The following is a 24,285-nucleotide window of genomic DNA, read 5'->3' as shown; positions in this document are numbered from 1 at the left end:
ACTTCGGCTTAATTAATAAAAAAGGGCGGCTTATTCAGCAACCCTTTCTTATTAGTTTATTGATTTTATGTATTATTTTGCTGGTAGTATGGTGCTCTCCACTGAGCCAAAGCCAATTCGTGCAAAGCCTTCTTTTTCACACCAGCCACGCATTATAACGTTGTCGCCGTCTTCCAAGAAGCTACGCTGTTCGCCGTTGCTTAAAGTTATTTTTTCTTTGCCACCACGAGAAAGCTCAAGTAATGAACCCGCTTCTTCGTGAGTAGGTCCTGATTGCGTGCCAGAGCCCAGCATATCGCCTGGCATAAAGTTACAACCGTTTACGGTATGGTGAGTTACCATTTGCGCTACAGTCCAGTATGAGTGCTTAAAGCTAGACTTAGACACTTGAGTTGGGTTGTAGCCTTCATCACGCATTTTTTGCGTTTGAATTTTAACATCCATTTGAATATCAAATGCGCCTTGATCACGGTTAGCCGTTGATTCTAAGTACTCTAGTGGCTGCGGATCGCTTTCATCACGCGTCCAACTTGTTCTGTATGGTGCAAGTGCTTCGGTGGTTACAATCCACGGAGACACGGTTGATGCGAAGTTTTTAGCTAAGAATGGACCCAGTGGTTGGTATTCCCATGCTTGTAAGTCACGTGCTGACCAATCGTTGAAAACACAAAAGCCGAATACATGCTTTTCAGCATTTTCAATTGCAATAGCATCGCCAAGCTCATTACCCTTACCTAGATAAATACCTAGTTCCAGTTCGTAGTCAAGGCGTTTACATGGGCCAAATGAAGGAACTTCTGCATCAGGCGCTTTAGTTTGTCCTTTAGGGCGATGAAACTGCTGTCCAGACACGCCAATAGACGATGAGCGACCATGATAACCAATCGGCACCCATTTGTAGTTTGGTAGTAAGGGGTTATCGGGACGGAATAAACTTCCTACGGCAGTCGCATGATAAATTGATGTATAAAAGTCAGTGTAATCGCCAATGCGACACGGTAGAGCAAATTCAATTTCGGTTTGTGATATAAGCGCTTGTGCTAGTTGATCTTGATGAGCAGAGCCTTCACGTAATGCTTTAGACAGTGCTAAACGAAGCGCTGACCAATATTGCTCACCTAATCCCATAAACTCGTTCAAAGTCGGGTTACTTGCAGATGCAACGGCTGTTTGGGCGTCACCTGAAAAAATACCGAGTTCATTTACTTTTGCTAAATCAATAACCTGATCGCCAATGGCAACAGCACCACGAAAAGCTTCATTGCTATTTTTGCGACGTACTTCTGCAAAAGGTAGGTTTTGAATAGGGAAGTCACATTGTGCATCATTTGCTGATGCTACCCAGCTAGTTAAATTTATATCATGGGTTTCGTTAATTAAACTCATTACATTTCCTTTGGTTTAGTTGGTCGCGCTTATCAGTATAAATATCAATTTATTAAATAAGAATATAGCACCCGTTAATTTCATCTATTACTTAGCTATATGGTGATGAAAAGCGCGATTTAAACACACAGAGAGATAGTTTTACCTCTCAATTACGATTAAACGACAAAAAGCAGCGAAATACGCTGCTTTTTAAAGTTACTTTATTTGCTTATAAAACGCCGCGGCGTTCTTGATCTCGCTCGATTGATTCGAATAGCGCTTGGAAGTTACCTTCACCAAAGCCGCCATCATCAACTCGTTGAATCATTTCAATGAAGATAGGACCAAATAAGTTTTTAGAGAAAATTTGCAGTAAATAGCAATCTTCGCTTTGGCTATCAACAAGGATTTGATGTTCACGGATTTTTTCTTTGTCTTCTTTAACCCATGGAACACGGTCAAAAATAGTATCGTAGTACTCTGGAATAATATCTAAAGTAGCGATAGTCGATTTATCAAGTTTATCTAGTGAGCTTACTAAGTCGTCAGTTAAGAACGCTAAATGCTGCACACCTGGGCCATTGTATTCACCTAGGTATTCATCAATTTGGTTATTGTCGTTGCCTTTACCTTCATTGATTGGAATAGAGAAGGTGCCACATGGTGATTTTAATGCATATGAAAGCAGGGCTGTTTTTTGGCCCTTAATATCAAAGTAACGCACTTCGGTAAAACCAAACACGTCTTTGTAAAAGTTAGCCCATGTTTCCATAGTACCTTTATATACGTTGTTGGTTAGGTGGTCGATACGTAAGAAGCCTTTACTCTCTACTTTGTTTGGCTCGCTCAGATCTTCGAAATCATTATCGTAAATAGAGCCTTTATCTCCAAATTGTTCAATAAAGTAAATTAAGCTATCGCCAATGCCGTAAATAGCAGGGTACGGTAAGTCTTTATTAGCTGCATCAGTAGCTGGCTTAGCGCCGCGCTCAACCGCTGCTTCAAACGCTGCTTGAGCGTTCTCTACACGCCAGCCCATAGAACAAATTGCTGGGCCGTGGTTTTTAGCAAACTCAGCTGAAAAGCCGTCGCGTTCATTATTTAGTAAAAAATGAATATCGTTTTGGTTGTAATAAACAATGTCTTTACCTTTGAATTTTTTTAATTTTGAAAAACCAAAATCGGTAAACACTTTGTCCATGTAATCGGCATCGGGTGTTGCGTATTCAGTAAACTCAATACCAACCAAACCTAAAGGATTATTTACTTCACTCATTATAATTACTCCCGCAATTAAGCACTGCGATTATTAGTTATCGTATTGCCTGCATGATTAACTAGATTACTGCTTTGGGGAAGAGGGTGTTGTGATTTAGTAAATAGCGCGTGTGTAAATTTTACGGGACGGTTAGCAAAGCATGACATTTATTTACATACGAGCCTAGGTAAGTAAAAATTAGTTAGCTCGAATAATGTATGGGATTTAAATTTAAGTTACTGATTTAATTTGTTTTACATTTATTTTTTTATCTATTTTCTTAGTTCTTATACACTAAAAAAAGAGTGGTTTTTGTATTTTATTGTTTACACTCAACCTGAGCTTAGCTGCTTACGACATTAACAAAACGATAGATACTGAGGGTTTGATTCACTAACTCCACTTATTGTGTAGTATGTATTACGCTGTAACAAATAGGTTAGCCATAAAAATACCCCCTGCAGTTAGCTGCAGGGGGTATTTAATATCATTAGTCAAAGCGCATAATTACGCGTTGTGATTAATTTAAATTATTGGGCTGGTGAGGTTTGCTCTAAACCTTGTTTTTCCCATACCTTAGCTTTGAAGCTCATCAGTACTAAGATGATACCTACACCGATACTAAATAATGCAATTTGTAAGTAAAGGTTAGGAATTTCTGCAACATTGTTAGGATCAAAGTTACCAGCAAGTAAGCCTGAAATTACGTTACCAATTGAGTATGTCAGTACAAATACACCCATCATTTGACCCGTATAGCGACGAGGAGATAATTTACTTACCGCACTCAATGCAACTGGGCTTAAACAAAGTTCACCCACTGTATGTAAGAAATACGTTGTAACCAGCCAGTAAGGAGCTACTTTTAAGCCTTCAGCTGCGTAATGGGCTGCCATGAACATAACTAAAAAGCCTGAAGCCATAATAACTAAGCCCAATGCACATTTTACGCTATAAGTAGGCGATACCATTTTCTTAGATAAATTAATCCAAAGAGCGGCAAAGAATGGTGATAGGGCAATAATGAATAACGAATTTAGAGATTGGAACCAAGTCGTTGGAATTTCAAATGTGCCAATAAGACGGTCTGTGTAGTCACGAGCAAATAGGTTTAATGAAGAGCCCGCTTGTTCAAAGCCAGACCAAAAACACGCAGAAGCAACACAAACTAAAAACAGCGCCCACATTCTTTGCTTTTCAGCGTCGGTTAGTTTGCCTTTAAAATAAACAAGGCCAAAGTAGATGAAAAAGATAACAGTAAATACAACTGCTGTGTAACCTGCAACAATAGTCGGGTTAATAACTATAGCGCCTGTCATCGCAGCAGCAGTCACGCCGGCAACAACAATTACAAACGCAGCAATACCGCCCCATGCGCGTGAAGCACCTTTAGGGCTTAATGGATTCGCAGGTAACGAGCTATGTTCTGGTAAGTTATTAAGTGTACGTTTGTACTGCACTAAACCAATAGCCATACCTACAGCAGCAGCACCAAATGCCCAGTGCCAGCCTACGTTTTCCATAAAGTAACCACAAACGTAGTAACCAATTAAAGAACCTAAGTTAATACCCATGTAGTAAATAGCGTAACCACCGTCACGGCGTTCATCTTCGTCAGTATAAAGCTGACCAACCATGGCACTGATATTAGGTTTAAGTAAACCAGTACCCGTTGCGACAAAGATTAAACCAATGAAAAAAGAATATTCATGCGGAACGGCTAAAATAATGTGGCCACACATGATGATGATACCGCCGTACCATACTGCTTTTTGACCACCAAATAATCTATCTGCTAACCAGCCACCAGGTAAACCTAAAAAGTACACTGAACCTGTGTATAAGCCATAAATTGCAGCAGCAGAAGCAACGGTAAATCCTAAGCCTTCTTGTTGTAAACTTGCTGTCATAAATAATACGAGCATAGCTCGCATACCGTAATAACTCATTCGCTCCCACATTTCTGTGAAAAATAGGGTCGAAAGTCCTTTAGGGTGACCAAACCAGCCACTGTCAGAATTTGAACTCATATTTACTTCCTAATTCATTATTGTTTTGATGACCTTGTGGTTTTTTATTTAGCTAAATTGGTACTTTTTAAAAGTATAATAAATGCTCGATCATCAGTGTTTTTTATGCAGCTAAGGTAATGGTTTGCTAAACGCAGCTATACGTTTAGGTAAGAGTCACACCCTTATCCTAGTTACAATTGCGCCTAAGTATACATAGACCTTTGTACGAGGGGAAGCGTTGAGCGCGCTATCACACATCCGTTATGTAATTGTTAAATACTAGGCGCTAAAACCCTAGTTGTTGCGATAAACACTTAAGCTTATCAAAAAAGATATTTAACAACACAAGTAATATTGTCTTTGCAAAGCTAGCTTTTAATTGGTTTTAAGCTCTATCGAAAACATATAAAACCGCTTTATTTACCAGGGGTTACAGGTACCAAGTTATTCAACAACAGTTAACCTTTAGTACTTTATTTTAATAATCACGGTTTAGATTAAACATAAATAAATATTAGCGTTTGCACAGCAATGATTAGCTCATTGCAGAATATAATTTATACAAAGTTAGCTTGGCTATATTTACAAGTAATAACCCCGAGTTTTAGTAAACAGCTAAGATAAATATTTTAAGTGTTTGAAAAAGCGCTCTAGGGAGTAAAAAAACATTTTTCGTCCAAATTTCTTTACAATAAACTATGCTGATAATCATAGTTAGCGTATTATTCACGCCAATTAGTTTTTTCCTTACCTGAGGGTGTATGCGTTTAGATATTCACTGTGCAGACCGAGTTGGTATTGCTCAAGAGATTCTTAATATTTTAGTTAGCTACAATGTTGACTTGAAAGGAATTGAAGTCGACTCAGTTAATTGTCGTATGTATGTGAGCTTTCCTGAAATTGAATTTGAACAATTTCAAAAAATTATGCCATCAATTCGATTGATCGATGGTGTTCATGATGTACGTACCACCGCGTTTTTACCATCTGAACGTGAGCACAATGAATTAAACACCTTATTAAGAGCACTGCCAGATGGTGTTATATCTATTGATGCTAAAGGCTGGGTGCGCCTGTGTAACGACGCGGCGTGTAAAGACTTACAGCTAACAGAAAAAGAAGTCATTGGCGCCAATATCAATAATTTACTTAAAGGTTTTAATTTTACCCGTTGGTTAGAAGGCAAAGAAGTACTTGGGCAAACTACCCGTGTAGAAGTGGCCGGTGAAGACTTTATTGCCGATATTTTACCTATTGCTGTACCACAAGGCAGTGAGGGGGATGTGTTAGCGGGTGCGGTAATTAATATAAAATCGCAAAGCCGCCTAGGTCAGCAAGTGAGTGCGTTTAGACGCTATGGCCAAGAAAGCTTTGCGACAATTCACAATTTTAGTACGGCGATGCGTCGTGTTGTACGCGAAGCGCGAAAAATGGCGCAACTTGAAGCCCCTATTCTTATCACCGGTGAAACCGGCACAGGTAAAGAGTTATTAGCGCGAGCTTGTCACTATGCATCTAACCGCTCAGTAAAACCGTTTATTGCTTTATCGTGTGCCTCGTTACCAGATGATGTTGCCGAGTCAGAACTTTTTGGTTACGCCGGATATGAAGAAAATGCAGCGCCTAAACGCGGTGTACTTGAACAAGCGGATGGTGGAACAGTATTTTTAGATGAAGTGGGTGAAATGTCGACTCAGCTCCAAACTAAATTACTGCGCTTTTTACAAGACGGCACGTTTCGAAAAGTAGGCGACGAAAACGAAGTTAAAGTAAATGTTCGCATAGTTGCTGCTACCCAAAAAGATTTACCTGCAATGGTGCAAGAGGGCGTATTTAGAGAAGACTTATACTATCGCATTAATGTACTAACGTTAGAAATTGCACCACTGAGAGATCGTAAAGCCGATGTTGGCCCACTTGCTGAACACTTTATTCAAAAATATGCGCAGCAAAATGGCCATACTGTGCCTGAGCTATCTGAAGAATGTTTAACGTTTTTACAAGATTACCCATGGCCAGGTAATGTGCGCCAATTAGAAAATGCTATTTACCGTGCGGTATCCTTGTTAGAAGACAGTGAATTGCGAGTTGAGCATTTACAACTGCCGACCTTTACCCATGATTTAGGCTATTTAGAGTCTGATTTTGAGGGCTCGCTTGATCAAGCGGTTAAGCGTTTTGAAGCTACCTTATTGCGTAAGCTTTATCCAGCTTATCCAAGTTCACGTCAGTTAGCTAAGCGCCTAGGGCTGAGTCATACAGCAGTAGCTAATAAACTACGTGATTACGGTATTAATCGTAAAACGGTTAAAGTTTAAAGATAGATATTAAAACAACCTTTCTTAGTGATTGACCCCTTGGTGTAAAAATACCCTAGGGGATCAATTGCTATGATACACTCACAAAAAACAAACTGGTAAGACCTCTACTGTGAACTTATATTTTAGACTGCTGCTATTATTTTTCAAAATTAAACGTAATCGTGATTATCAATCGTTGTTAGACACGGTTGATATAGACTACAAAGCACTACCAAGTGACTGTGATATTAATTTACACTTAACTAATTCACGCTATTTAGCAATGATGGATTTATCGCGCACATGGATGACCGAACGAGTTGGTTTACTAAAGCAAATAATGAAGCGTCGTTGGTTTCCTATTGTTAATGCAACCGCCATTACTTATATCCGTGATATTAAGCCTATGCAGCGCTTTACCATTAGTACCCGTTTAGTCGGCTGGGATCATAAATACTTTTATATTGAACAAAAATTTCATTCAGAGCGTGGCTTACATGCAATTGCCTATGTACGTGGCGTATTTAAAAGTAAAAAAGGGGTGGTAAGCGTTGAGCATATGCTGGAGGTTGCTGGTTTTGAAGGCGTAGCACCTATTTTACCGGCAGAAATAATTCATTGGAAAGAAATGCTTGAGCAAAAAAAAGTAAATAACTTACCTCGTTAATTACACGCAAAAAAAAGGCCTTACGGCCTTTTTAACACACACATAATCGTTATTAAAACGAGTATTTAAGACCAAACATAGCTACAACAGGGTCAAGTGACACGGTTGAAGTTAATGCTTTTGCGCCATTAGCATATACAGTCGCATCAGTATCAATATCCATGATAGATACCATAGCGTGTAGGCCCCATTTCTCATCAATCTTGTAGTTAGCACCTACTTGAGCAACAAAACCAAATGAATCATCTAGTTTTACTTCCACGTCGTCAGTATTTAAAGTTGCTTTAAGTGCTGCAGAAGGCTGCTCGTCAAAGAACGTCGTATAGTTAATACCTACACCAACAAATGGACGAAGTGCGTAGCTGCTGTCTAAAAAGTGGTATTGTGCAACCAGTGATGGTGGTAAATGTTTAATGTCGGCAATTTTATTACCAGCCAAACCGCCTGTACCTTCTACATCATGAGAGAATGGCGTTGCTGCAATAAGCTCTAACACCCATTGGTCGTTAAATGCATAATCTACAGTAATACCTAACTGAGTATTTGAATCACCTTTTAAACCAAGAGTAGGTGCTTCGTTAATCTTTGAGCCATCGTTATCAGGGTTAACATTAATTGCGCCAACATTAACGCTAAAGTTAGCGTGTGCTGCAGGAGAAAGAGCTAGTAAAGAAGTAAGTATTGCAATGCTTAGTTTAGTTTTCATGTTGTTCTCCGTGAACTACTGTGTGACTATTTGTTGATTGAGGCTATTATCGCTCGAGGTTAAAAATAAAAACCTGTTCTAGATCAAAGTTTCAAAAGCGTATAAGTAAAGAGCCTCTATTTATTGATTTAGATTAAACTTTTACTTACTTAGTGCTCAAAAATTATTGACTGATCACTTCAATACCGGCCGTAAACGAAGTATTCAGAATATAATCAGCTAGTTTTGTTAAACTAAGGCTATGTTCACGGTTTAATAAAAGTAAGCGGCCTCATGACTCCCTCTGGTCAACTATTTCTTCAAGGCTCTATTGCCAAAGCGCTATTGAAATTAGGCATTCCTATTATCCTCATTAATATTTTGCAGTCTGCTTATCAGCTTACAGATGCTTTTTGGGTTGGCCGGTTAGGGGCTGCGCAAGTGGCTGCTGTATCTATTAGTATGCCTGTCACATTTTTAGTTATTGCGATAGGTTCAGGATTTGCTATGGCTGGGGCGATTTTATCAGCCCAATACATGGGGGCAGGACAACAAGATAAGGTTAACCATGTTGCCGCGCAAACGGTGTTAATGGTGACATTAGTTGCACTATTACTTGGGTTACTAGGCTATGCATTATCACCTTATTTTTTAACCTTACTGGGGGTTGAAGCGGCCGTATATAGTGATGCGCTTAAGTTTATGCATGTATCTTTTATTGGCGTTATTTTTGTGTTTATTTATGCCATGTTTCAATCGCTAATGCGGGGTATAGGGCAAACGAAGGTGCCGTTAATTATAGTCAGCACAACCGTGTTACTTAATTTTATACTCGATCCGTTATTCATATTTGGCTATGGTCGTTTTGAGGGGCTTGGTGTGATGGGCGCTGCGCTAGCAACATTGGTTACACAGAGCTTAGCGGCGCTTGCGGGCATCATTATATTTTTACGTGGTCGCCATGGTATTCAATTACAGCTAAAAAGCTTTTACCCCGACTGGCACTATATTAAGCGCGCTTTTTTCTTGGGAGCGCCTGGCTCTATTGAATTATCGACACGTGCATTTGGTTTGATCATCATGTCATTTCTAGTTGCCAGCTTTGGTACAACGACAATTGCTGCTTATGGTGTTGGCTCTAATATTTTGCAAATGGTAATGATCCCCGCTATGGGCTTATCAATGGCGGTATCAACCTTGGTTGGGCAAAATATGGGGGCTGGTAATATCAAGCGGGCTGAGCAGATCACTAAACTTGCTAGTGTGTGGGGCTTGTTAGGGCTCTCATGTGTTGGCGCCATTGCATATTTATACGCAGATTCATTAGTTGCATTTTTTATTCCTGACGATAATGACGTTATTACTAATGGGGCGCAGTTTATTCAAGTAATGTGCTTAAGTTGGGGTGGAGTAGGGGTGCAACTTTGTATTGTTGCTGCTTTTCGTGCCTCAGGTAATATGCTCAATGCAATGGTTATCGCGTTATTATCACAATGTGTAGTGCAGTTCCCTGCCGCTTATATTCTTTCTAATCATACTGAGCTTGGCGATCAAGGCATTTGGTATTCTTTTGCAATTACTAACATAACCATCGCATTGATAGCATTTGCATGGTTTATGCGTGGCTCTTGGAAAAAAACCAAGTTAACTAAAGAAGATAAGCACATAGTACAGGTTACACGAGAAACATTAATAGAAGAGGGCGCACGTTAGCTAGTAAATTCATAATGCGGTCATAAAAAGTCGTTGTAATAAATACACTGCTAAAACGAGGTGTGTTTATTATGACAAAAGCTATCAATACAAAAGCACAAGCGCCGTACTTAACTATTGCACAGTTAAAAACAGTGAGTCACTTACAAACTCTGATCCGATTTAAATCGATTACTCCTAATCCAGCTGGTGGCATTGAGTGGCTTGCGAACCACCTTACTGAGTTAGGCTTTAGTACAGAGCAATTTAGTTCTAATAATGTGACAAACTTAATTGCAAAAATAACCTTTGGGGCAGGCCCCGTGGTGGCATTTTCTGGCCATATTGATGTGGTACCCGCAACGCAAGGTGGGTGGTTAGCCGATCCGTTTGGTGGACACATAATTAACGATGCAATTTATGGGCGTGGTGCCGCCGATATGAAAGGAGGCATTGCCGCGATGCTTAGTGCAACGCAGACGTTAATAAACAGCGCGCAGCAAAAGCAGGGAACATTATTTTGGCTGATCACCTCAGATGAAGAAGGTGAGGCGGAGCATGGCTCTGTGTTGATTGCCAAGCGATTAGCACAACAGGGCGTTGTGCTTGATGGCTGTATTGTTGGTGAGCCAACCAGCCACCTGCAGGTAGGTGACACTATAAAAAATGGTCGACGTGGAGCCTTATCTGCGCGATTAGCTATTCAAGGAAAGGCTGGGCATGTAGCCTATCCTGAGAATACCATTAATGCTGCGCACATCAGTGCTGAAGTGGTTAACAGGCTCACACAAATAGACTGGCCTTTAGATGAACTTAGTTCAAAAACAACGCTGCAAGTCACCGGTATTAATATTGATAATGTGCTAGATAACCTCGTGCCAGCTCAGTGTGATATTACTTTTAATATTCGCTATAGCCATGGGTATAAAAGTAAACATGTTAAGCAACGTGTGTTTGCTGCACTGAAGGATTTCAGCGAGCATTTGGTTATACAGTGGGAGCGTCCATGTGAACCCTATTATACAAGCCATAAGATTGAGAGTTGCTTACTCGCTCAGTTAGAGCAGGCAATTTTTAAAGTGACGGGGAATTATCCTTTATTAAGCACCAGTGGTGGGACGTCGGACGGACGATTTTTTGCACAGCAAAAAACACAAGTCATAGAGTGTGGGGTACGAAACCATAGTATTCATCAGGTTAATGAACATGTACCGATTTGCGACTTGTTAGAAATAGAGAAGATTTATACGCAATTACTCGATGGTATTTTTACTCAGCCTTGAAGTATTAATAACTATTAAAGCGCCGCTTAATGCCGCTTTAATAGTTATTCGATTAAGGGTTAACGCTTTAACTTGCTGATGCTGATTTATCAGTACCCAAGTAGCGCTTTGCTTTGCTTGGTTTTACTTTTTCAAGATCAACCAATACTAGGCCATCAATACAATTATTGAATTGTGGATCAATACTAAAGCTTAAAAATTTAACACCATTTGGTTCGCATAGCTCTGTATATTGTTTAAATAGTGTGGGTACATGCGTGCCCATGTTAGCGAGTATGTGTTTAAGCTCTACAAAATCTTCTTTTATATTATTACCCTCGAACAAGTTAGTGCACTGAGTTTGCTGATCAGGTGTGTGACGAAAAGCATTGTTAGGCGTTGCGAGTGATTTTTCACAGCCATAATAGTGCTGATAATAATGCACTAATAAAGACTTTGCCTGCTCAGGTAGTGCGTTTGACACACTCACCGCACCAAATAAGTAACGGTATTGAGGGTAGCGATTTATAAAAGCGCCAATACCATACCATAAGTAGTCGAGACTTTTTCTGCCCCAATATTTAGGTTGTACAAAGCTTCGGCCTAGCTCTATGCCTTGTTTAAAATAAGGATTCATATCTTGGGTATAATTAAATAGGCTATCGGTATAAAGCCCACTTTGTGAGTGTTGTTCAATCACATCCTGTGCACAAGCTAATCGGTAAGCACCCACCAACTCTAGTGCATGTTCATCCCACAATACTAAGTGCTGATAGTGCATATCGTATTTATCTATGTCTCGGCGGTTTCCACTACCTTCACCTACAGCCCGAAAAGCGATTTCTCGTAAGCGGCCCAGTTCACGAAATAAGGGAGAGCTTCCTTGGTATTGGTACAAATAAATCACCATGCCATCACTGGTTTTACCTAAATGTTCGCAGCATTCTATGGCTTTTTTTAATTCTTTTTTACATTCAGGAGAGGCGATCGGAGCATGAGTTTTTAATGGTAGCGTTTTTTTTGTGGTTAAACGGTATAGTTGCTTACGGATTAGCTCAACCACTTCTTTGTCTTTTAAGTCTGGGATTAAATAAGACTCAGGGGCAATAGAAGCGCCAATTTCAAACTCGAGTGATTTTTGACGTTGCTTAAACATTTCTTTTACCAGTAACAAGCTAGCCAGTGGTTTATAAAGCATTGATGCGCCGTAAAACAGCGGGCTATTTCTGGCTTTAATATAAATAGGCAAAATAGGGCTGTTAGCCTTTTTTGCAATGCGTAAAAAGCCACTGTTCCATTTGCAGTCTTTTATACCCGTAGGACGAAGTCGAGAAACTTCACCGGCAGGGAAAATAAGTAACGCTCCTTCATTTTTTAAGTGCTGGTGGATATTACTCAGCTCTTGTTTTTTACTTTGCCCTGATAGGTTATCAACGGGTAGTAATAACGAATGCATGGCGTCAACGGTCATTAACATACGGTTAGCCACCACTTTTAAATCGGAACGCACTGTTGATAACACATTAATTAATGCAAGTGCATCTAAGGATCCGATAGGGTGGTTTGCAATAATGACAATTTTCCCTTCACTGGGAATGTTTTCTATTTGCTTAGCTTTGTAGCGAGTTTCAAAGTCAAGTTCATCAAGCACTTGCTCTACAAATTCTATTCCTTGAAGGTGGGGATAGGCAGTTGCAAAGTTTGTAAATTCTTGTTCATGTAATAAGTAGCTAAGACTTTTCTTTACCATTTTTTTTATTTTAAATGAGTTAGTTAACTGTGGTAAATTGGTTGCTATTACTTTATCTACACTGATCATACGCACCTCTTTTTTTATACTAGGCTAAGGCCAATATGTTTAGCTTAGAGTGCGGATATGACAATACGCGGTCAGTTGTGTGACTTTTTAAAACCGTTTACTTACTATTGAATTGAACCGTACCAGTACTACTATTTAGGGTTACTTTTTAAGGAATCATCATGTCAGTTTTAGTCGCGATTACCGGTCGAGATAACACAAAATTAATTGCAAAAATGCAATCACAATTACCCAACATTCAAATTGAGCAGCTTGATGACTGCCAAGATTTTGCAGGTGTGGAATTTGTACTGGCTTGGAATGCGCCCGCGTCTTTATGGCCAAAGTTATTAAATTTGAAAGCGGTGTCATCGTTTGGTGCTGGGGTTGATAGTATCGATTTAAGTTTACTACCTGCGCATGTTGAAGTGGTGCGGATTGTCGATAAACAGTTGGCTAACGACATGGCTGAATATGTTCTTACCCATGTATTAGCGCAAAAATTGCGATTAAAAGAATATTTTTTAAAACAACAGCAAAGTGAATGGAAACCCAAAAGAGCGTATAGGCACGATCGAGTCAGTATTTTAGGGTTTGGTGAATTAGGCCAAGCCTGTGCCTACAGGTTGGCTAATAATGGTTTTAAAGTCAATGCTTGGAACAGAAGCCCTAAAACATCAACATTAGCAACACTTTATCATGGGGATGAGGGCTTAACCGAGATGTTAGCGCACACAGATTATTTAATCTGCCTATTGCCACTTACTAGCAATACCAAAGGTATTATTAATCAACAGTTGCTTAAGCAACTTCCTGAGCACGCCGTGTTAATTAATGTGGCCCGAGGTGAGCATGTTGTTGAAGCTGATTTGCTCGATGCGCTCAACAACGCACGTTTACGAGCAGCAACGCTTGATGTATTTGCCAGTGAGCCACTACCAAGCGAACACCCTTATTGGCAGCACCCAAATATTACTTTAACGCCGCATTGTGCTGCGCTGTCAGATCTAGATAGTGTTGTTGAACAAATAGCAGATAATATTTTGCGTTTAAAAGCGAGACAACCATTAATAAATTGTATTAATAAGCAGCAAGGTTATTAATTTGCAGTTATTGGCCTTCAAGGATTAAAATTTGTTTAATATTTAACAGAAACAGCTTGTTAACATTTGTAATTTTTACTATTGTTAAAAGCAGTTCTAACAAAAATAATAAATAGGATGAATTATGAAACCCAATCAAGGGGGCGCAAAAATTAGCATTGTGGTTGTATCTATCATTATTTTAGGAATATCTGCGTGGTTTAATCAAGCTAATGCAGCAGCGTTGATGCTTAACTAACCCTTATTAGCACAGCAAGATTTAACTGCGCTTGCTGTGAATTTCTCTGTTTTGATGCTTCTTATCATCACTCTTCTTTAGTAAGACATATGTTGCCCCACTTCCTCCATGCTGCCTGAGTGCAGTGTGAAATGCTAAAACACAAGGAATTGTTTGCAGCCACTGATTTACGTAACTTTTTAAAATCCCCGGTTTGGCTTTATTTTTAATACCTATTCCATGACGAACAAGAACCATCCTTATATTGCGCTGGTGGCAATCTTTAATAAAGGCAAGCAACGAAGCATGGGCATTTTTCAAAAGTTGCCCGTGTAAATCTAATGTCGCATCGAGCTGATATTTAGCTAATCTTACGTTTTTAAAAACCGGGCTTTGCACGCCATCCCGTTTAAAACTTAATATGGCGAGTGGGTCGAGCAATTCTAGTGGTTCATCTAACGAATTAAATTGTTCACTGCTTAAATTTAATTGTGCCGCTTTGTTTTTTTCTTGCTGAGCGATAACTGTTTTATGGTTTTTAGGTGGCAATGTCACTGTATCGTGACTGATAGGGGTAACATCTTCCATGGAGGATAAGAATAAATCGAAATCTGACAACGGCATGGGCTTATCTCAAATTAGGCTAATACGGGATAAATTTTAACTTAGTTCAAACTAAGACCCAAGATTTTTAAAGCTGTAGAATAAAAAAAGCCCAGAAAAACTGGGCTATAAAATATTCTAAGGGGAAGTAATTAGTGCTGAGATACAGTAAATTGTCCAAAAGTATAAACTTTAAACAAATAAAATGTGTTGATCAAAACTAAACTCATATTTGAAATAATACTCGACGACATAAGATCTAAGCTAAATGATAAGAATAACAAACCACAAGCACTAATCGCTGCAACGCGAAGCAGTGTCAGTTGGTTAATAAAGAATGCACCTAAACCTAGTGCAAGTAGTAATGTATTTAAAAGCCAATCTAGCTCGTTTAGCATGGTCGTTTCAATAGTTCAGTTGTTGAAAAAAGGAGCGCCATTATGTTGATCTTTTGCACAGCTTTCAACCAAGTAATTTTAAATTTTCAGATTAGTTTTTTTAATGTTAAAAGTAAGTAAGCAATACTGAAAATATTCCTTCCTCAGCAATAATTCGATATTTTTGGCAGCTCTGCGGTTGCTGTAAATCAATACATAGGTAAAGGGTTCTATGCTCCTTATCCAGTCGCGGGTGTAGGGTTGAGTCCAGTAGTTTTGGTTCGCTTGAAAACAACCCTGGCCAATACACACTTTGGCTTACCATAGATGATTTTTTATAAGTAAGTAAACTCGGCTTTGGTATTAAAACAAGTATAAATAATAATATCGCGAAAATAAAAAGCAGGGTCAACTTGATGCCACACTTTGCGCTACTTGAGTGTAGTTTTAATTGTGAGCCAGTGTTTGCAAGCTTATTACTGGATCTTTGTTTAACAGTAGCGGCTTTATTTTTTTTGCGGCGACTTTTTTTTGTGGTTTTCGACATAAAGCAAATCTGGCCTTTTTAGCTTAGCCCTCTATAATAAAGTAAATATTTGTATTTTAAGCAAATCACCAACTTCGCAGACATGGCTTTAGCCTATAAGGATTGTATATGAATACGCAGCTATCTATTTTAATAGTTGACGATGTTAGCACTGTGCGTAGCTTTCTAAGTCAAACATTAATGCATTTAGGGATAGAGAATGTAAAAGAAGCGTCAACGGCCGCGCAGTGTATTAGCGAGTGTCGCGCAGCCAATTTTAATATTATATTTTTAGATATAGAACTACCTGATGGCGATGGTAAAGAACTGATTGCGCAAATTAATGAGTTATCACCAGAGACAAACGTGGTGATGGTGTCGGCTCATTCAGGCGTTGAAAATGTGAAGGATGCGATAGAAAGAGGGGCAAAAGGGTTTGTGGTTAAACCATTTTCACCAAAGAAAATTGCGGCGATGTTGAAAAAGTTTTATCCAGAGCTTGATAACGTTTAAGAGGCGTATTTATTTTGGGCAAAAAAAAACCGGCAAAAGCCGGTTTTTTTAATCTTGCAAAAACAAATTATAGCGCTTTAATTTTAGCAGCTAAACGGCTCTTATGACGAGCAGCTTTGTTTTTGTGGATTAGACCCTTAGTTGCGTAACGGTCTAGGATAGGTGTAGCAACAGAAAAAGCTTGCTGTGCAGCTTCTTTATCGCCAGCTTCAATAGCTACGATTACTTTTTTGAAGTAAGTACGCATCATTGAACGACGGCTTGCGTTGTGCTGACGGTTTTTTTCGCTTGTGATAGCGCGTTTTTTTGCAGACTTGATGTTAGCCAAGGTTTGCTCCTAACAATCTTAAATAAAGCTTAAATTAAAGGCCGTGGAATATGCCTGTTTTTATCATGAATGTCAATTTAATTTTAACAATTCAAGAAAAACTGCTCCTTATAACGAACATCAATTTGCCGCTTTAGCAGTTAATAGCGCTATTGTAACAAAGCAAGGGGTTCCAGCCTAGTGCTTTAAAGCGATTTATAAAAAAGACTATGGCATAATTAACTTAATTGCTGGTTTTTAATATGGATTTATAGTGTCAAAAGGTTTGTTTCGTTCTGGGATGATTGTAAGTGCAATGACAATGATCTCGCGTATTTTAGGGCTAGTACGAGATGCCGTCGTGGCTAATCTGTTGGGCGCAGGCGCTGCGGCCGATGTATTTTTATTTGCTAACCGTATTCCTAATTTTTTACGCCGTTTATTTGCCGAAGGGGCTTTTGCGCAAGCATTTGTACCGGTATTAAGTGAAATTAAACAGCAGCAAGGCGATGAGAAGGTCAGAATATTTGTTGCCCAAGCCGCCGGCACGTTAGGCACTATTTTACTGATAGTGACACTTTTTGGTGTAATAGCATCACCTGTTATTGCTGCATTATTTGGTACTGGTTGGTTTATTGATTGGTGGCAAGGGGGGCCTGACGCAGAAAAGTTTGAGCTTGCTAGTTCGCTATTAAAACTGACTTTTCCTTATTTGTTTTTTGTAAGCCTTGTGGCGCTCAGTGGCGCGGTGATGAACGTTTATAATCGTTTTGCCGTTGCGGCTTTTACCCCTGTGTTACTCAATGTATCCATCATTAGTTGTGCCATTTTATTACACGACCAATTTTCTGTAGGCGCTTATGCGTTAGCTGTTGGCGTGTTTTTAGGAGGCGTGGTACAGCTATTATTTCAACTGCCGTTTTTGTATAAAGCAAAAATGCTAGCGCGCCCGCGCTGGGGTTGGCAAGATGAAAATGTGAAAAAAGTACGCAAGTTAATGCTCCCAGCCTTATTTGGTGTATCAATTAGTCAAATTAACTTATTACTCGATACGGTAATAGCTTCATTATTGATGACAGGTTCTATCGCTTGGCTGTATTACTCAGATAGACTGATTGAATTCCCACTTGGTTTATTTGGCATTGGTATTGCGACGGTAATTTTGCCTGCGCTGTCAAAATTACACAGCAGTAAAAAAAGTAGCGACTTTCAACATACCCTAGATTGGGGAGTGAGGTTTGTGATTTTTTTAGGGCTTCCAGCAATGATAGGATTGATGATTATAAGCCCGCTTATTATTACCGTGCTGTTTGATCATGGCGCTTTCAAAGAAGCGGGCATCGATCATGTTAAGGCGGTGAGCTTAGGGGTGGTTGCCTACTCAGTGGGATTAGTCAGTTTTATGTTAATTAAAGTGCTCGCGCCTGGGTTTTATTCTCGCCAAGATACTAAAACACCGGTACGCATTGGTATTATTACTTTGGTACTAAATATGGTGTTTAATATTATGCTGGCACCATTTATTGGCTATTTAGGTTTGGCTCTGGCAACCTCAATATCGGCAAGTTGTAATGCCTACTTACTGTATCGACAGCTTAAAAAAGAGAATGTTTATCAGTTTTCCAGCATGAGTGGCTACTTCACTTTGAAGTGTTTGTTGGCAAGTATAACAATGGGCGCATTGGTTTGGTTTACCAGTAGGCAATATGACTGGGTTAGTTGGCACTTTAGCGAACAAGTTATGTTATTGGTTGTGTTATTAATTATTGCGATTGTTAGTTACTTTTTTATGTTGTTTTTGATGGGTGTTAGACTAAATACGATAAAAAGTGTAGCAATTACTGAATCAAATTAAAAAAAAGATTATAATCGGACACTCTGCGGCCCGAGGTCGCATTTTATCGCTCGCTGAAAAAGGCATTAGGTGGCATGGAGTTAATTAGAGGTATACACAATATACGCCCACAACACTTTGGTTGTGTGCTGACCATTGGTAATTTTGATGGTGTTCATTTGGGTCATGCTGCCGTATTAAAAGGGCTTTTAGCTGATGCAAAAGAAAATAATTTACCCAGCACCGTAATGTTATTTGAGCCTCAGCCACAGGAGTTTTTTGCAAAAAATAACGCTCCGGCTAGGCTGACTCGACTGCGTGATAAACTTCGTCTATTGAGTAACTTAGGAATTGAACGCGTTATTTGTATTAGCTTTAATCAGGCTTTTGCAAACATGCATGCTGAGCAGTTTGTTAGCGATATTTTAATTAAAAAGCTGGGCGTTAAAGCATTAACGGTTGGTGATGATTTTAGGTTTGGTAAACAGCGCCAAGGTAACTTTAGTCTATTGGCAACTATGGGCACCCAAGTGGGAATGAGTGTTAAAAGCACTGCCAGCTTTAGGCAATTAAATGCTAGAGTAAGCAGTACCTTGATACGAGAAGCACTTGCTGAAGGTGACTTAGTTAGTGCAAAAGTTATGCTTGGGCATAATTATGCAATATCTGGACGTGTTATTCATGGCTGGAAAAAAGGCCGCGAACTGGGTTTTAGAACGGCAAATATTGCGCTAAAACGTCAAGTTTGTCCGGTCAATGGTGTATTTGCGGTTCAAGTGATGATCGCAGGAAAGCAAGTTTTTGGGGTGGCTAACATTGGAAACAAACCCACGTTTAATGGAACTCGTGCCTTATTGGAAGTTCATCTTTTTGATTTTGCACAAGATATTTATGGACAATTTATGCATGTGGAGTTAATTGAAAAGCTCCGCAATGAGAAAAAATTCGAGACATTAACACAACTGACGGCACAAATAGCAACCGATGTTGCCGCCGCTAAGCAGTGTTTTGGTTTAAATTAGGTAGCCGATAGAAACGGAAAGTAGGATTAATGAGCGACTACAAACATACTTTGAATTTACCGGAAACAATGTTTCCAATGCGTGGCAATTTGGCACAACGTGAACCAAAAATGCTTAAAGCATGGTATGAAGACGACCTATACGGTCAAATTCGCAGCGCGAAGAAAGGTAAAAAAACTTTCATTTTGCATGACGGCCCTCCGTATGCAAACGGCGATATCCATTTAGGCCACTCAGTAAATAAAATATTAAAAGATATTATTGTTAAGTCTAAAACTTTATCAGACTTTGATGCGCCATACGTACCAGGTTGGGACTGTCATGGTTTACCAATCGAGTTAATGGTTGAGAAAAAAGTTGGTAAACCCGGTGTTAAGGTAACTGCGGCAGAGTTTCGTGAGAAATGTCGTGCCTATGCTAAAAAGCAAGTGGAAGGCCAAAAAGTAGACTTTAAACGTTTAGGCGTTTTTGGTGATTGGGATAAACCTTACCTAACAATGAACTTCGACTTTGAAGCTAATGCCATCCGTGTACTGGGCCGCATTATAAAAAATGGTCACCTTCATAAAGGTGCTAAGCCTGTGCATTGGTGTACAGATTGTGGTTCAGCATTAGCTGAGGCCGAAGTTGAATACCAAGATAAACAATCTCCAGCTATTGATGTACGTTTTACTTTTACAGATCAAGATGCGGTAGTTAATGCGTTTGATTTAGCGGCTGGCCATACAGGAACAGGTAGCGTAGGAACCGTCATTTGGACTACGACACCATGGACTTTGCCTGCAAACCGTGCGGTAGCTGTACATGCTGATTTAGAATACGCGCTAGTACAAGTAGAAGATGAAGGCGTTCAGCAACGTCTTATTATAGGTTCTGAGCTGGTTAAAGATGCGATGGATCGTTTTGGTTTTAACCATTTCCATATCCTTGGCTATGTTAAAGGCGCAGCACTTGAAAACTTAACCGTAGCACATCCTTTTTATGACTTTAATGTTCCTGTTATTGTTGCTGAGCATGTAACAACAGATTCTGGTACCGGCATCGTGCATACTGCACCAGGTCATGGTCAAGAAGATTTCGTGGCAGGCCTTGAGTACAACCTTGAAGTAGCTAACCCTGTTGGCGCAAACGGTGTGTACTTACCTGATACTGAATTATTTGCCGGTCAACATGTGTTTAAAGCCAATGCGAGTGTAATTGAGGTATTAAAAGAAAATAATGCCCTAATGCATCATCATGCATTAACGCACAGCTACCCACATTGCTGGCGCCATAAAACGCCTATTATTTTCCGTGCCACACCACAATGGTTTGTTAGCATGGATCAGGCTAACTTGCGCCAAGATTCACTGGCTGAAATTAAAAATACTCAGTGGTTACCTGAATGGGGCGAAAGCCGTATTGCTAACATGGTTGAAGGCCGCCCTGATTGGTGTATTTCACGCCAACGTACTTGGGGTGTACCTATTGCGCTGTTTGTTGATAAAGACACGGGTGCATTACACCCAAATACTCAAGAGCTGATTGAGCAAGCAGCAGCGCTTGTTGAAAAGTCAGGTATTCAAGCTTGGTATGACTTAGACCCAGCTACTTTACTAGGTGAAGAAGACGCACAACAATACATGAAAGTGCAAGACACACTCGATGTGTGGTTTGATTCAGGTGTAACTCATGCCTGTGTTGTTGATGCGCGTGAAGATTTAACCGGTCCTGCTGATTTATACCTAGAGGGTTCAGATCAACACCGTGGTTGGTTTATGTCATCAATGATGACCTCAGTGGCAATTAATGGTCATGCACCATATAAACAAGTGCTTACGCATGGATTTACGGTTGATGAAAATGGCCGCAAAATGTCTAAGTCATTAGGTAATGTTATTTCACCACAAAACGTGATGAATAAACTAGGCGCTGATATTTTACGTTTATGGGTAGCATCAACTGATTACACGGCAGAAATGACGGTATCAGATGAAATATTCAAACGTTCAGCAGATCGCTACCGCCGTATTCGTAACACCAGCCGTTATTTGCTTGCTAACCTTAGTGGTTTTGATCCAAAAACAGATCAAGTTGCTGTGGATGATATGGTTGAGCTTGATAAGTGGATTGTAGGGCGTGCTGCACAGTTACAAGATGACATTTTAGCGGCGTACGATAGCTACCAAATGCTATTAGTGACGCAAAAGTTAATGAACTTCTGTACCGGTGAGCTTGGTTCGTTCTACTTAGACGTTATAAAAGATCGTCAGTACACGGCAAAAAGTGACAGTCATGCACGTCGTTCTTGTCAAACCGCGCTGTACCACATTGCTGAAGCAATGACGCGTTGGATGGCACCAATCATGAGCTTTACAGCACAAGAAATTTGGGAAGCACTTCCAGGTGAGCGCAGTGACTATGTATTTACTTCAACTTGGTATGAGGGCTTACAAGCGCCAACTACGACCAAGTTTAGTAATGAAGATTGGCAAGCTATTTTAAATGTGCGTGACGAAGTGAACCGTCTGCTAGAAGCTGCACGTAAAGAAGAAGTGATTGGCGCTACGTTGCAAGCAACGGTTAACCTGTTTGCAAGTAAAGAACTTGCTGCAAAACTGATTGCACTAGGTGATGAACTTCGCTTTGTGTTACTCACTTCAGCTGTAAATGTTACTGAAGTAGAGAGCCAGCCTGCAGATTCACAAGCAACCGAAATTGAAGGTTTATACATTAGCGTATCAGCAACTGATGCTAAAAAGTGTGAGCGCTGTTGGCATTATAGTGAAGATGTAGGTATTGAACCTGCGCACCCTGAAATCTGTGGTCGTTGTGTTAGTAACGTTGACGGTGAAGGTGAAAAGCGTCAATTCGCTTAGGAGTTGTTTTTAGTGAGCAAACTAGCCCAAAAAAGTGGTTTAGTGTGGCTTTGGTTGAGTCTATTACTACTAGTAATAGACTTTGCCAGTAAAACACTGGTTGTAAACACCATGGCCTATGGTGAGTCAATTAATCTACTGCCTGTTTTTAGTATCACTTATGTACATAATTACGGTGCAGCTTACAGCTTTTTAAGCGAAGCGGGTGGCTGGCAACGTTGGTTTTTAAGTGTAATAGCAATTGCAATTAGTTGTTTGTTGGTATGGTGGTTAAAGCGCCTTCCTGCGTCTAATAAAGTATTGTGCGGTGCATACTCGTTAGTGTTAGCGGGTGCTATTGGTAACTTATACGACCGTGTTGCTTATGGTTACGTTATTGACTTTTTACATGTGTTTTACGAAGACTCACATTTCCCCGTATTTAATATTGCAGATTGTGCTATTTGTGTAGGCGCTGCGTTATTACTATTTGACGCCTTTACAGGCGAAGAACCAAAGGAGCATAAAGCATGAGCCAAGCTGTAATTGGTGAAAACTCAGACGTTATTTTTCATTTTTCTATTAAACTAGAAGATGGCTCTGCCGCTGACTCAACAAAAGTGCATAACAAACCTGCCAAGCTCACTATGGGTGATGGCAGTTTAACCGCTAACTTTGAAAAATGTTTGCTTGGCCTAACCGCGGGTGAAAGCAAAACATTTGAGCTTGAGCCTGAGGATGCCTTTGGTCAACCCAATCCAGATAATATTTATTATGTAGATCGTAGTAAGTTTGGTGCAGAAACACCGGCTAAAGTAGGTGCGATTATTGCGTTCACCCAACCTGATGGTACTGAACTTCCGGGTTTGGTTCGTGAAGTGCAAGGTGAGTCAGTTACTATCGATTTTAATCACCCATTAGCGGGTCAGCGTTTAACGTTTGAGGTTGATATTATTGAGGTGCAAGGCTAATGGAAATATTATTAGCTAATCCACGAGGCTTTTGCGCCGGTGTTGACCGCGCAATTAGTATTGTTGAGCGCGCTTTGGATATTTTTGAAAAACCAATCTATGTGCGTCACGAAGTGGTGCATAACCGTTATGTGGTTGATGGTTTAAAAAATCGCGGTGCTGTATTTGTTGAAGAACTTGATCAGGTTCCTGACGATAGTATTGTTATTTTTAGCGCTCATGGTGTATCTCAGGCTGTTCGCTCAGAGGCTAAACGCAGAGAGTTAAAAGTATTTGATGCAACCTGTCCGTTAGTGACTAAGGTGCATATGGAAGTAACCCGTGCTAGTAAAAAAGGCATTGAATGCATCTTAATTGGTCACCACGGACACCCTGAGGTTGAGGGTACCATGGGGCAATACGATAATCAGCAAGGTGGTATTTATCTTGTTGAAACAGTTGATGATGTATTAAAGCTTGATGTAAAAAATGCGGATAACCTTTTTTACTGCAGCCAAACAACTCTATCAGTAGATGACACTGCCGATGTGATTGATGCTTTACGTAGTAAATTTCCTACAATTGATGGTCCACGTAAAGATGATATTTGCTATGCAACACAGAACCGCCAAGATGCGGTTCGTGATTTAGCTGATAAAGTGAATGTGTTATTAGTTGTGGGTGCTAAAAATAGCTCTAACTCTAATCGTTTACGGGAACTTGCCGATAAAATGGGTACACAAGCCTACTTAATAGATGATGCTAGTAATGTTGAAGCATCATGGTTTGATGGTATCAACAGTGTAGGTGTGACTGCCGGTGCATCAGCTCCTGAAGTATTAGTTCAGCAAGTCATTACACGCTTAAAAGAGCTTGGTGGCAAACAAGTAACAGAAAACCCAGGTGAAGAAGAAAACATTGTTTTTGCTGTGCCAGTAGAGCTGCGTTAGTCTA

General features: G+C 39.9%; 20 protein-coding genes. 12 read left to right on the top strand and 8 right to left on the bottom strand.

All coding sequences use genetic code 11. The features are described from left to right. Window positions 1-72: 72 nt before the first annotated feature. From fahA to P3J6_RS03870, 3 genes are all read right to left on the bottom strand, one after another. Entirely contained in the window at window positions 73-1,386 is a 1,314-nt protein-coding gene (fahA, locus tag P3J6_RS03880) for a fumarylacetoacetase (RefSeq protein WP_198522268.1), read from the bottom strand. Between the two features lie 211 nt (window positions 1,387-1,597). After that, window positions 1,598-2,644: a 4-hydroxyphenylpyruvate dioxygenase gene (gene hppD / locus P3J6_RS03875; RefSeq protein WP_076918939.1), complete on the bottom strand. Its 1,047-nt coding sequence runs from the start codon at window positions 2,642-2,644 to the stop codon at window positions 1,598-1,600. A gap of 512 nt (window positions 2,645-3,156) precedes the next feature. Continuing rightward, window positions 3,157-4,656, bottom strand: a complete 1,500-nt coding sequence (locus P3J6_RS03870) for a peptide MFS transporter (protein WP_198522267.1) — start codon at window positions 4,654-4,656, stop codon at window positions 3,157-3,159. A gap of 743 nt (window positions 4,657-5,399) precedes the next feature. On the opposite strand from P3J6_RS03870, the gene tyrR reads away from it, so the two are divergent. Both tyrR and P3J6_RS03860 read left to right on the top strand, forming a co-directional pair. Continuing rightward, window positions 5,400-6,956: a transcriptional regulator TyrR gene (gene tyrR / locus P3J6_RS03865; RefSeq protein ID WP_008109548.1), complete on the top strand. Its 1,557-nt coding sequence runs from the start codon at window positions 5,400-5,402 to the stop codon at window positions 6,954-6,956. A 112-nt stretch (window positions 6,957-7,068) separates the two neighbouring features. Beyond that, on the top strand, window positions 7,069-7,605 hold the full coding sequence (locus P3J6_RS03860) for a thioesterase family protein (protein WP_008109547.1): 537 nt from the start codon (window positions 7,069-7,071) through the stop codon (window positions 7,603-7,605). A gap of 52 nt (window positions 7,606-7,657) precedes the next feature. Here P3J6_RS03860 and P3J6_RS03855 read toward each other — a convergent pair whose 3' ends face one another. Next, window positions 7,658-8,311, bottom strand: coding sequence for an OmpW/AlkL family protein (locus P3J6_RS03855; protein ID WP_010391257.1), 654 nt, complete (start codon window positions 8,309-8,311; stop codon window positions 7,658-7,660). Window positions 8,312-8,584: 273 nt separating this feature from the next. Here P3J6_RS03855 and P3J6_RS03850 point away from each other — a divergent pair, with 273 nt between their 5' ends. Continuing rightward, on the top strand, window positions 8,585-10,003 hold the full coding sequence (locus P3J6_RS03850) for an MATE family efflux transporter (RefSeq protein WP_198522266.1): 1,419 nt from the start codon (window positions 8,585-8,587) through the stop codon (window positions 10,001-10,003). Between the two features lie 71 nt (window positions 10,004-10,074). Further along, window positions 10,075-11,265: a succinyl-diaminopimelate desuccinylase gene (gene dapE / locus P3J6_RS03845; RefSeq protein ID WP_178955515.1), complete on the top strand. Its 1,191-nt coding sequence runs from the start codon at window positions 10,075-10,077 to the stop codon at window positions 11,263-11,265. A gap of 67 nt (window positions 11,266-11,332) precedes the next feature. On the opposite strand, the gene P3J6_RS03840 is transcribed toward dapE, so the two are convergent. Then, the gene (locus P3J6_RS03840) at window positions 11,333-13,063 is read right to left on the bottom strand and encodes a GNAT family N-acyltransferase (RefSeq protein WP_178955517.1); all 1,731 of its coding nucleotides are present in this window, start codon (window positions 13,061-13,063) and stop codon (window positions 11,333-11,335) included. A 161-nt stretch (window positions 13,064-13,224) separates the two neighbouring features. Here P3J6_RS03840 and P3J6_RS03835 point away from each other — a divergent pair, with 161 nt between their 5' ends. Continuing rightward, complete coding sequence (locus tag P3J6_RS03835; RefSeq protein WP_198522265.1) at window positions 13,225-14,145, top strand: 2-hydroxyacid dehydrogenase; 921 nt, start codon at window positions 13,225-13,227, stop codon at window positions 14,143-14,145. Between the two features lie 259 nt (window positions 14,146-14,404). Here the strand turns inward: P3J6_RS03835 and smrA are convergent, their stop codons facing one another. Both smrA and P3J6_RS03825 read right to left on the bottom strand, forming a co-directional pair. Further along, on the bottom strand, window positions 14,405-14,986 hold the full coding sequence (smrA, locus tag P3J6_RS03830) for a DNA endonuclease SmrA (protein WP_178955521.1): 582 nt from the start codon (window positions 14,984-14,986) through the stop codon (window positions 14,405-14,407). A 131-nt stretch (window positions 14,987-15,117) separates the two neighbouring features. Further along, the gene (locus P3J6_RS03825) at window positions 15,118-15,363 is read right to left on the bottom strand and encodes a hypothetical protein (protein ID WP_008114416.1); all 246 of its coding nucleotides are present in this window, start codon (window positions 15,361-15,363) and stop codon (window positions 15,118-15,120) included. Window positions 15,364-15,997: 634 nt separating this feature from the next. Between P3J6_RS03825 and P3J6_RS03820 the strand changes: the two genes are divergently transcribed. Further along, window positions 15,998-16,381, top strand: coding sequence for a response regulator (locus tag P3J6_RS03820; protein WP_138607618.1), 384 nt, complete (start codon window positions 15,998-16,000; stop codon window positions 16,379-16,381). A 67-nt stretch (window positions 16,382-16,448) separates the two neighbouring features. Here P3J6_RS03820 and rpsT read toward each other — a convergent pair whose 3' ends face one another. Continuing rightward, window positions 16,449-16,709 carry a 30S ribosomal protein S20 gene (gene rpsT / locus P3J6_RS03815; protein ID WP_008114420.1) on the bottom strand — a complete coding sequence of 87 codons (261 nt, stop codon included), beginning with the start codon at window positions 16,707-16,709 and terminating at the stop codon, window positions 16,449-16,451. Between the two features lie 295 nt (window positions 16,710-17,004). On the opposite strand from rpsT, the gene murJ reads away from it, so the two are divergent. The 6 genes from murJ (at window position 17,005) to ispH (ending at window position 24,281) form a co-directional block, all read left to right on the top strand. Beyond that, complete coding sequence (murJ, locus tag P3J6_RS03810) at window positions 17,005-18,543, top strand: murein biosynthesis integral membrane protein MurJ (RefSeq protein ID WP_442960228.1); 1,539 nt, start codon at window positions 17,005-17,007, stop codon at window positions 18,541-18,543. Window positions 18,544-18,617: 74 nt separating this feature from the next. Further along, window positions 18,618-19,544, top strand: a complete 927-nt coding sequence (gene ribF / locus P3J6_RS03805; RefSeq protein ID WP_075170608.1) for a bifunctional riboflavin kinase/FAD synthetase — start codon at window positions 18,618-18,620, stop codon at window positions 19,542-19,544. 29 nt (window positions 19,545-19,573) lie between these two features. Then, the gene (gene ileS / locus P3J6_RS03800) at window positions 19,574-22,402 is read left to right on the top strand and encodes an isoleucine--tRNA ligase (protein WP_198522264.1); all 2,829 of its coding nucleotides are present in this window, start codon (window positions 19,574-19,576) and stop codon (window positions 22,400-22,402) included. Window positions 22,403-22,414: 12 nt separating this feature from the next. After that, the gene (gene lspA, locus P3J6_RS03795) at window positions 22,415-22,915 is read left to right on the top strand and encodes a signal peptidase II (RefSeq protein ID WP_131690731.1); all 501 of its coding nucleotides are present in this window, start codon (window positions 22,415-22,417) and stop codon (window positions 22,913-22,915) included. Further along, complete coding sequence (gene fkpB / locus P3J6_RS03790) at window positions 22,912-23,352, top strand: FKBP-type peptidyl-prolyl cis-trans isomerase (protein ID WP_010391275.1); 441 nt, start codon at window positions 22,912-22,914, stop codon at window positions 23,350-23,352. Before lspA ends, fkpB begins: the two co-directional genes overlap by 4 nt. After that, the gene (ispH, locus tag P3J6_RS03785; RefSeq protein ID WP_198522263.1) at window positions 23,352-24,281 is read left to right on the top strand and encodes a 4-hydroxy-3-methylbut-2-enyl diphosphate reductase; all 930 of its coding nucleotides are present in this window, start codon (window positions 23,352-23,354) and stop codon (window positions 24,279-24,281) included. Before fkpB ends, ispH begins: the two co-directional genes overlap by 1 nt. Window positions 24,282-24,285 lie beyond the last annotated feature (4 nt).

This window comes from Pseudoalteromonas sp. 3J6 (genome assembly GCF_903995135.1).
GTDB lineage: Bacteria > Pseudomonadota > Gammaproteobacteria > Enterobacterales > Alteromonadaceae > Pseudoalteromonas.
This window is presented reverse-complemented; position numbering and strand designations above follow the sequence as displayed.

Bases quoted from the DNA above. Each gene is read 5' to 3' on its own strand.
- P3J6_RS03840 (WP_178955517.1), bottom strand. From the start codon at position 13,063: ATGATCAGTGTAGATAAAGTAATAGCAACCAATTTACCACAGTTAACT.
- ribF (WP_075170608.1), top strand. From the start codon at position 18,618: ATGGAGTTAATTAGAGGTATACACAATATACGCCCACAACACTTTGGT.
- ispH (WP_198522263.1), top strand. From the start codon at position 23,352: ATGGAAATATTATTAGCTAATCCACGAGGCTTTTGCGCCGGTGTTGAC.
- P3J6_RS03855 (WP_010391257.1), bottom strand. From the start codon at position 8,311: ATGAAAACTAAACTAAGCATTGCAATACTTACTTCTTTACTAGCTCTT.
- dapE (WP_178955515.1), top strand. From the start codon at position 10,075: ATGACAAAAGCTATCAATACAAAAGCACAAGCGCCGTACTTAACTATT.
- P3J6_RS03835 (WP_198522265.1), top strand. From the start codon at position 13,225: ATGTCAGTTTTAGTCGCGATTACCGGTCGAGATAACACAAAATTAATT.
- P3J6_RS03820 (WP_138607618.1), top strand. From the start codon at position 15,998: ATGAATACGCAGCTATCTATTTTAATAGTTGACGATGTTAGCACTGTG.
- fahA (WP_198522268.1), bottom strand. From the start codon at position 1,386: ATGAGTTTAATTAACGAAACCCATGATATAAATTTAACTAGCTGGGTA.
- hppD (WP_076918939.1), bottom strand. From the start codon at position 2,644: ATGAGTGAAGTAAATAATCCTTTAGGTTTGGTTGGTATTGAGTTTACT.
- ileS (WP_198522264.1), top strand. From the start codon at position 19,574: ATGAGCGACTACAAACATACTTTGAATTTACCGGAAACAATGTTTCCA.
- P3J6_RS03825 (WP_008114416.1), bottom strand. From the start codon at position 15,363: ATGCTAAACGAGCTAGATTGGCTTTTAAATACATTACTACTTGCACTA.
- P3J6_RS03850 (WP_198522266.1), top strand. From the start codon at position 8,585: ATGACTCCCTCTGGTCAACTATTTCTTCAAGGCTCTATTGCCAAAGCG.
- fkpB (WP_010391275.1), top strand. From the start codon at position 22,912: ATGAGCCAAGCTGTAATTGGTGAAAACTCAGACGTTATTTTTCATTTT.
- smrA (WP_178955521.1), bottom strand. From the start codon at position 14,986: ATGCCGTTGTCAGATTTCGATTTATTCTTATCCTCCATGGAAGATGTT.
- murJ (WP_442960228.1), top strand. From the start codon at position 17,005: ATGACAATGATCTCGCGTATTTTAGGGCTAGTACGAGATGCCGTCGTG.
- tyrR (WP_008109548.1), top strand. From the start codon at position 5,400: ATGCGTTTAGATATTCACTGTGCAGACCGAGTTGGTATTGCTCAAGAG.
- P3J6_RS03870 (WP_198522267.1), bottom strand. From the start codon at position 4,656: ATGAGTTCAAATTCTGACAGTGGCTGGTTTGGTCACCCTAAAGGACTT.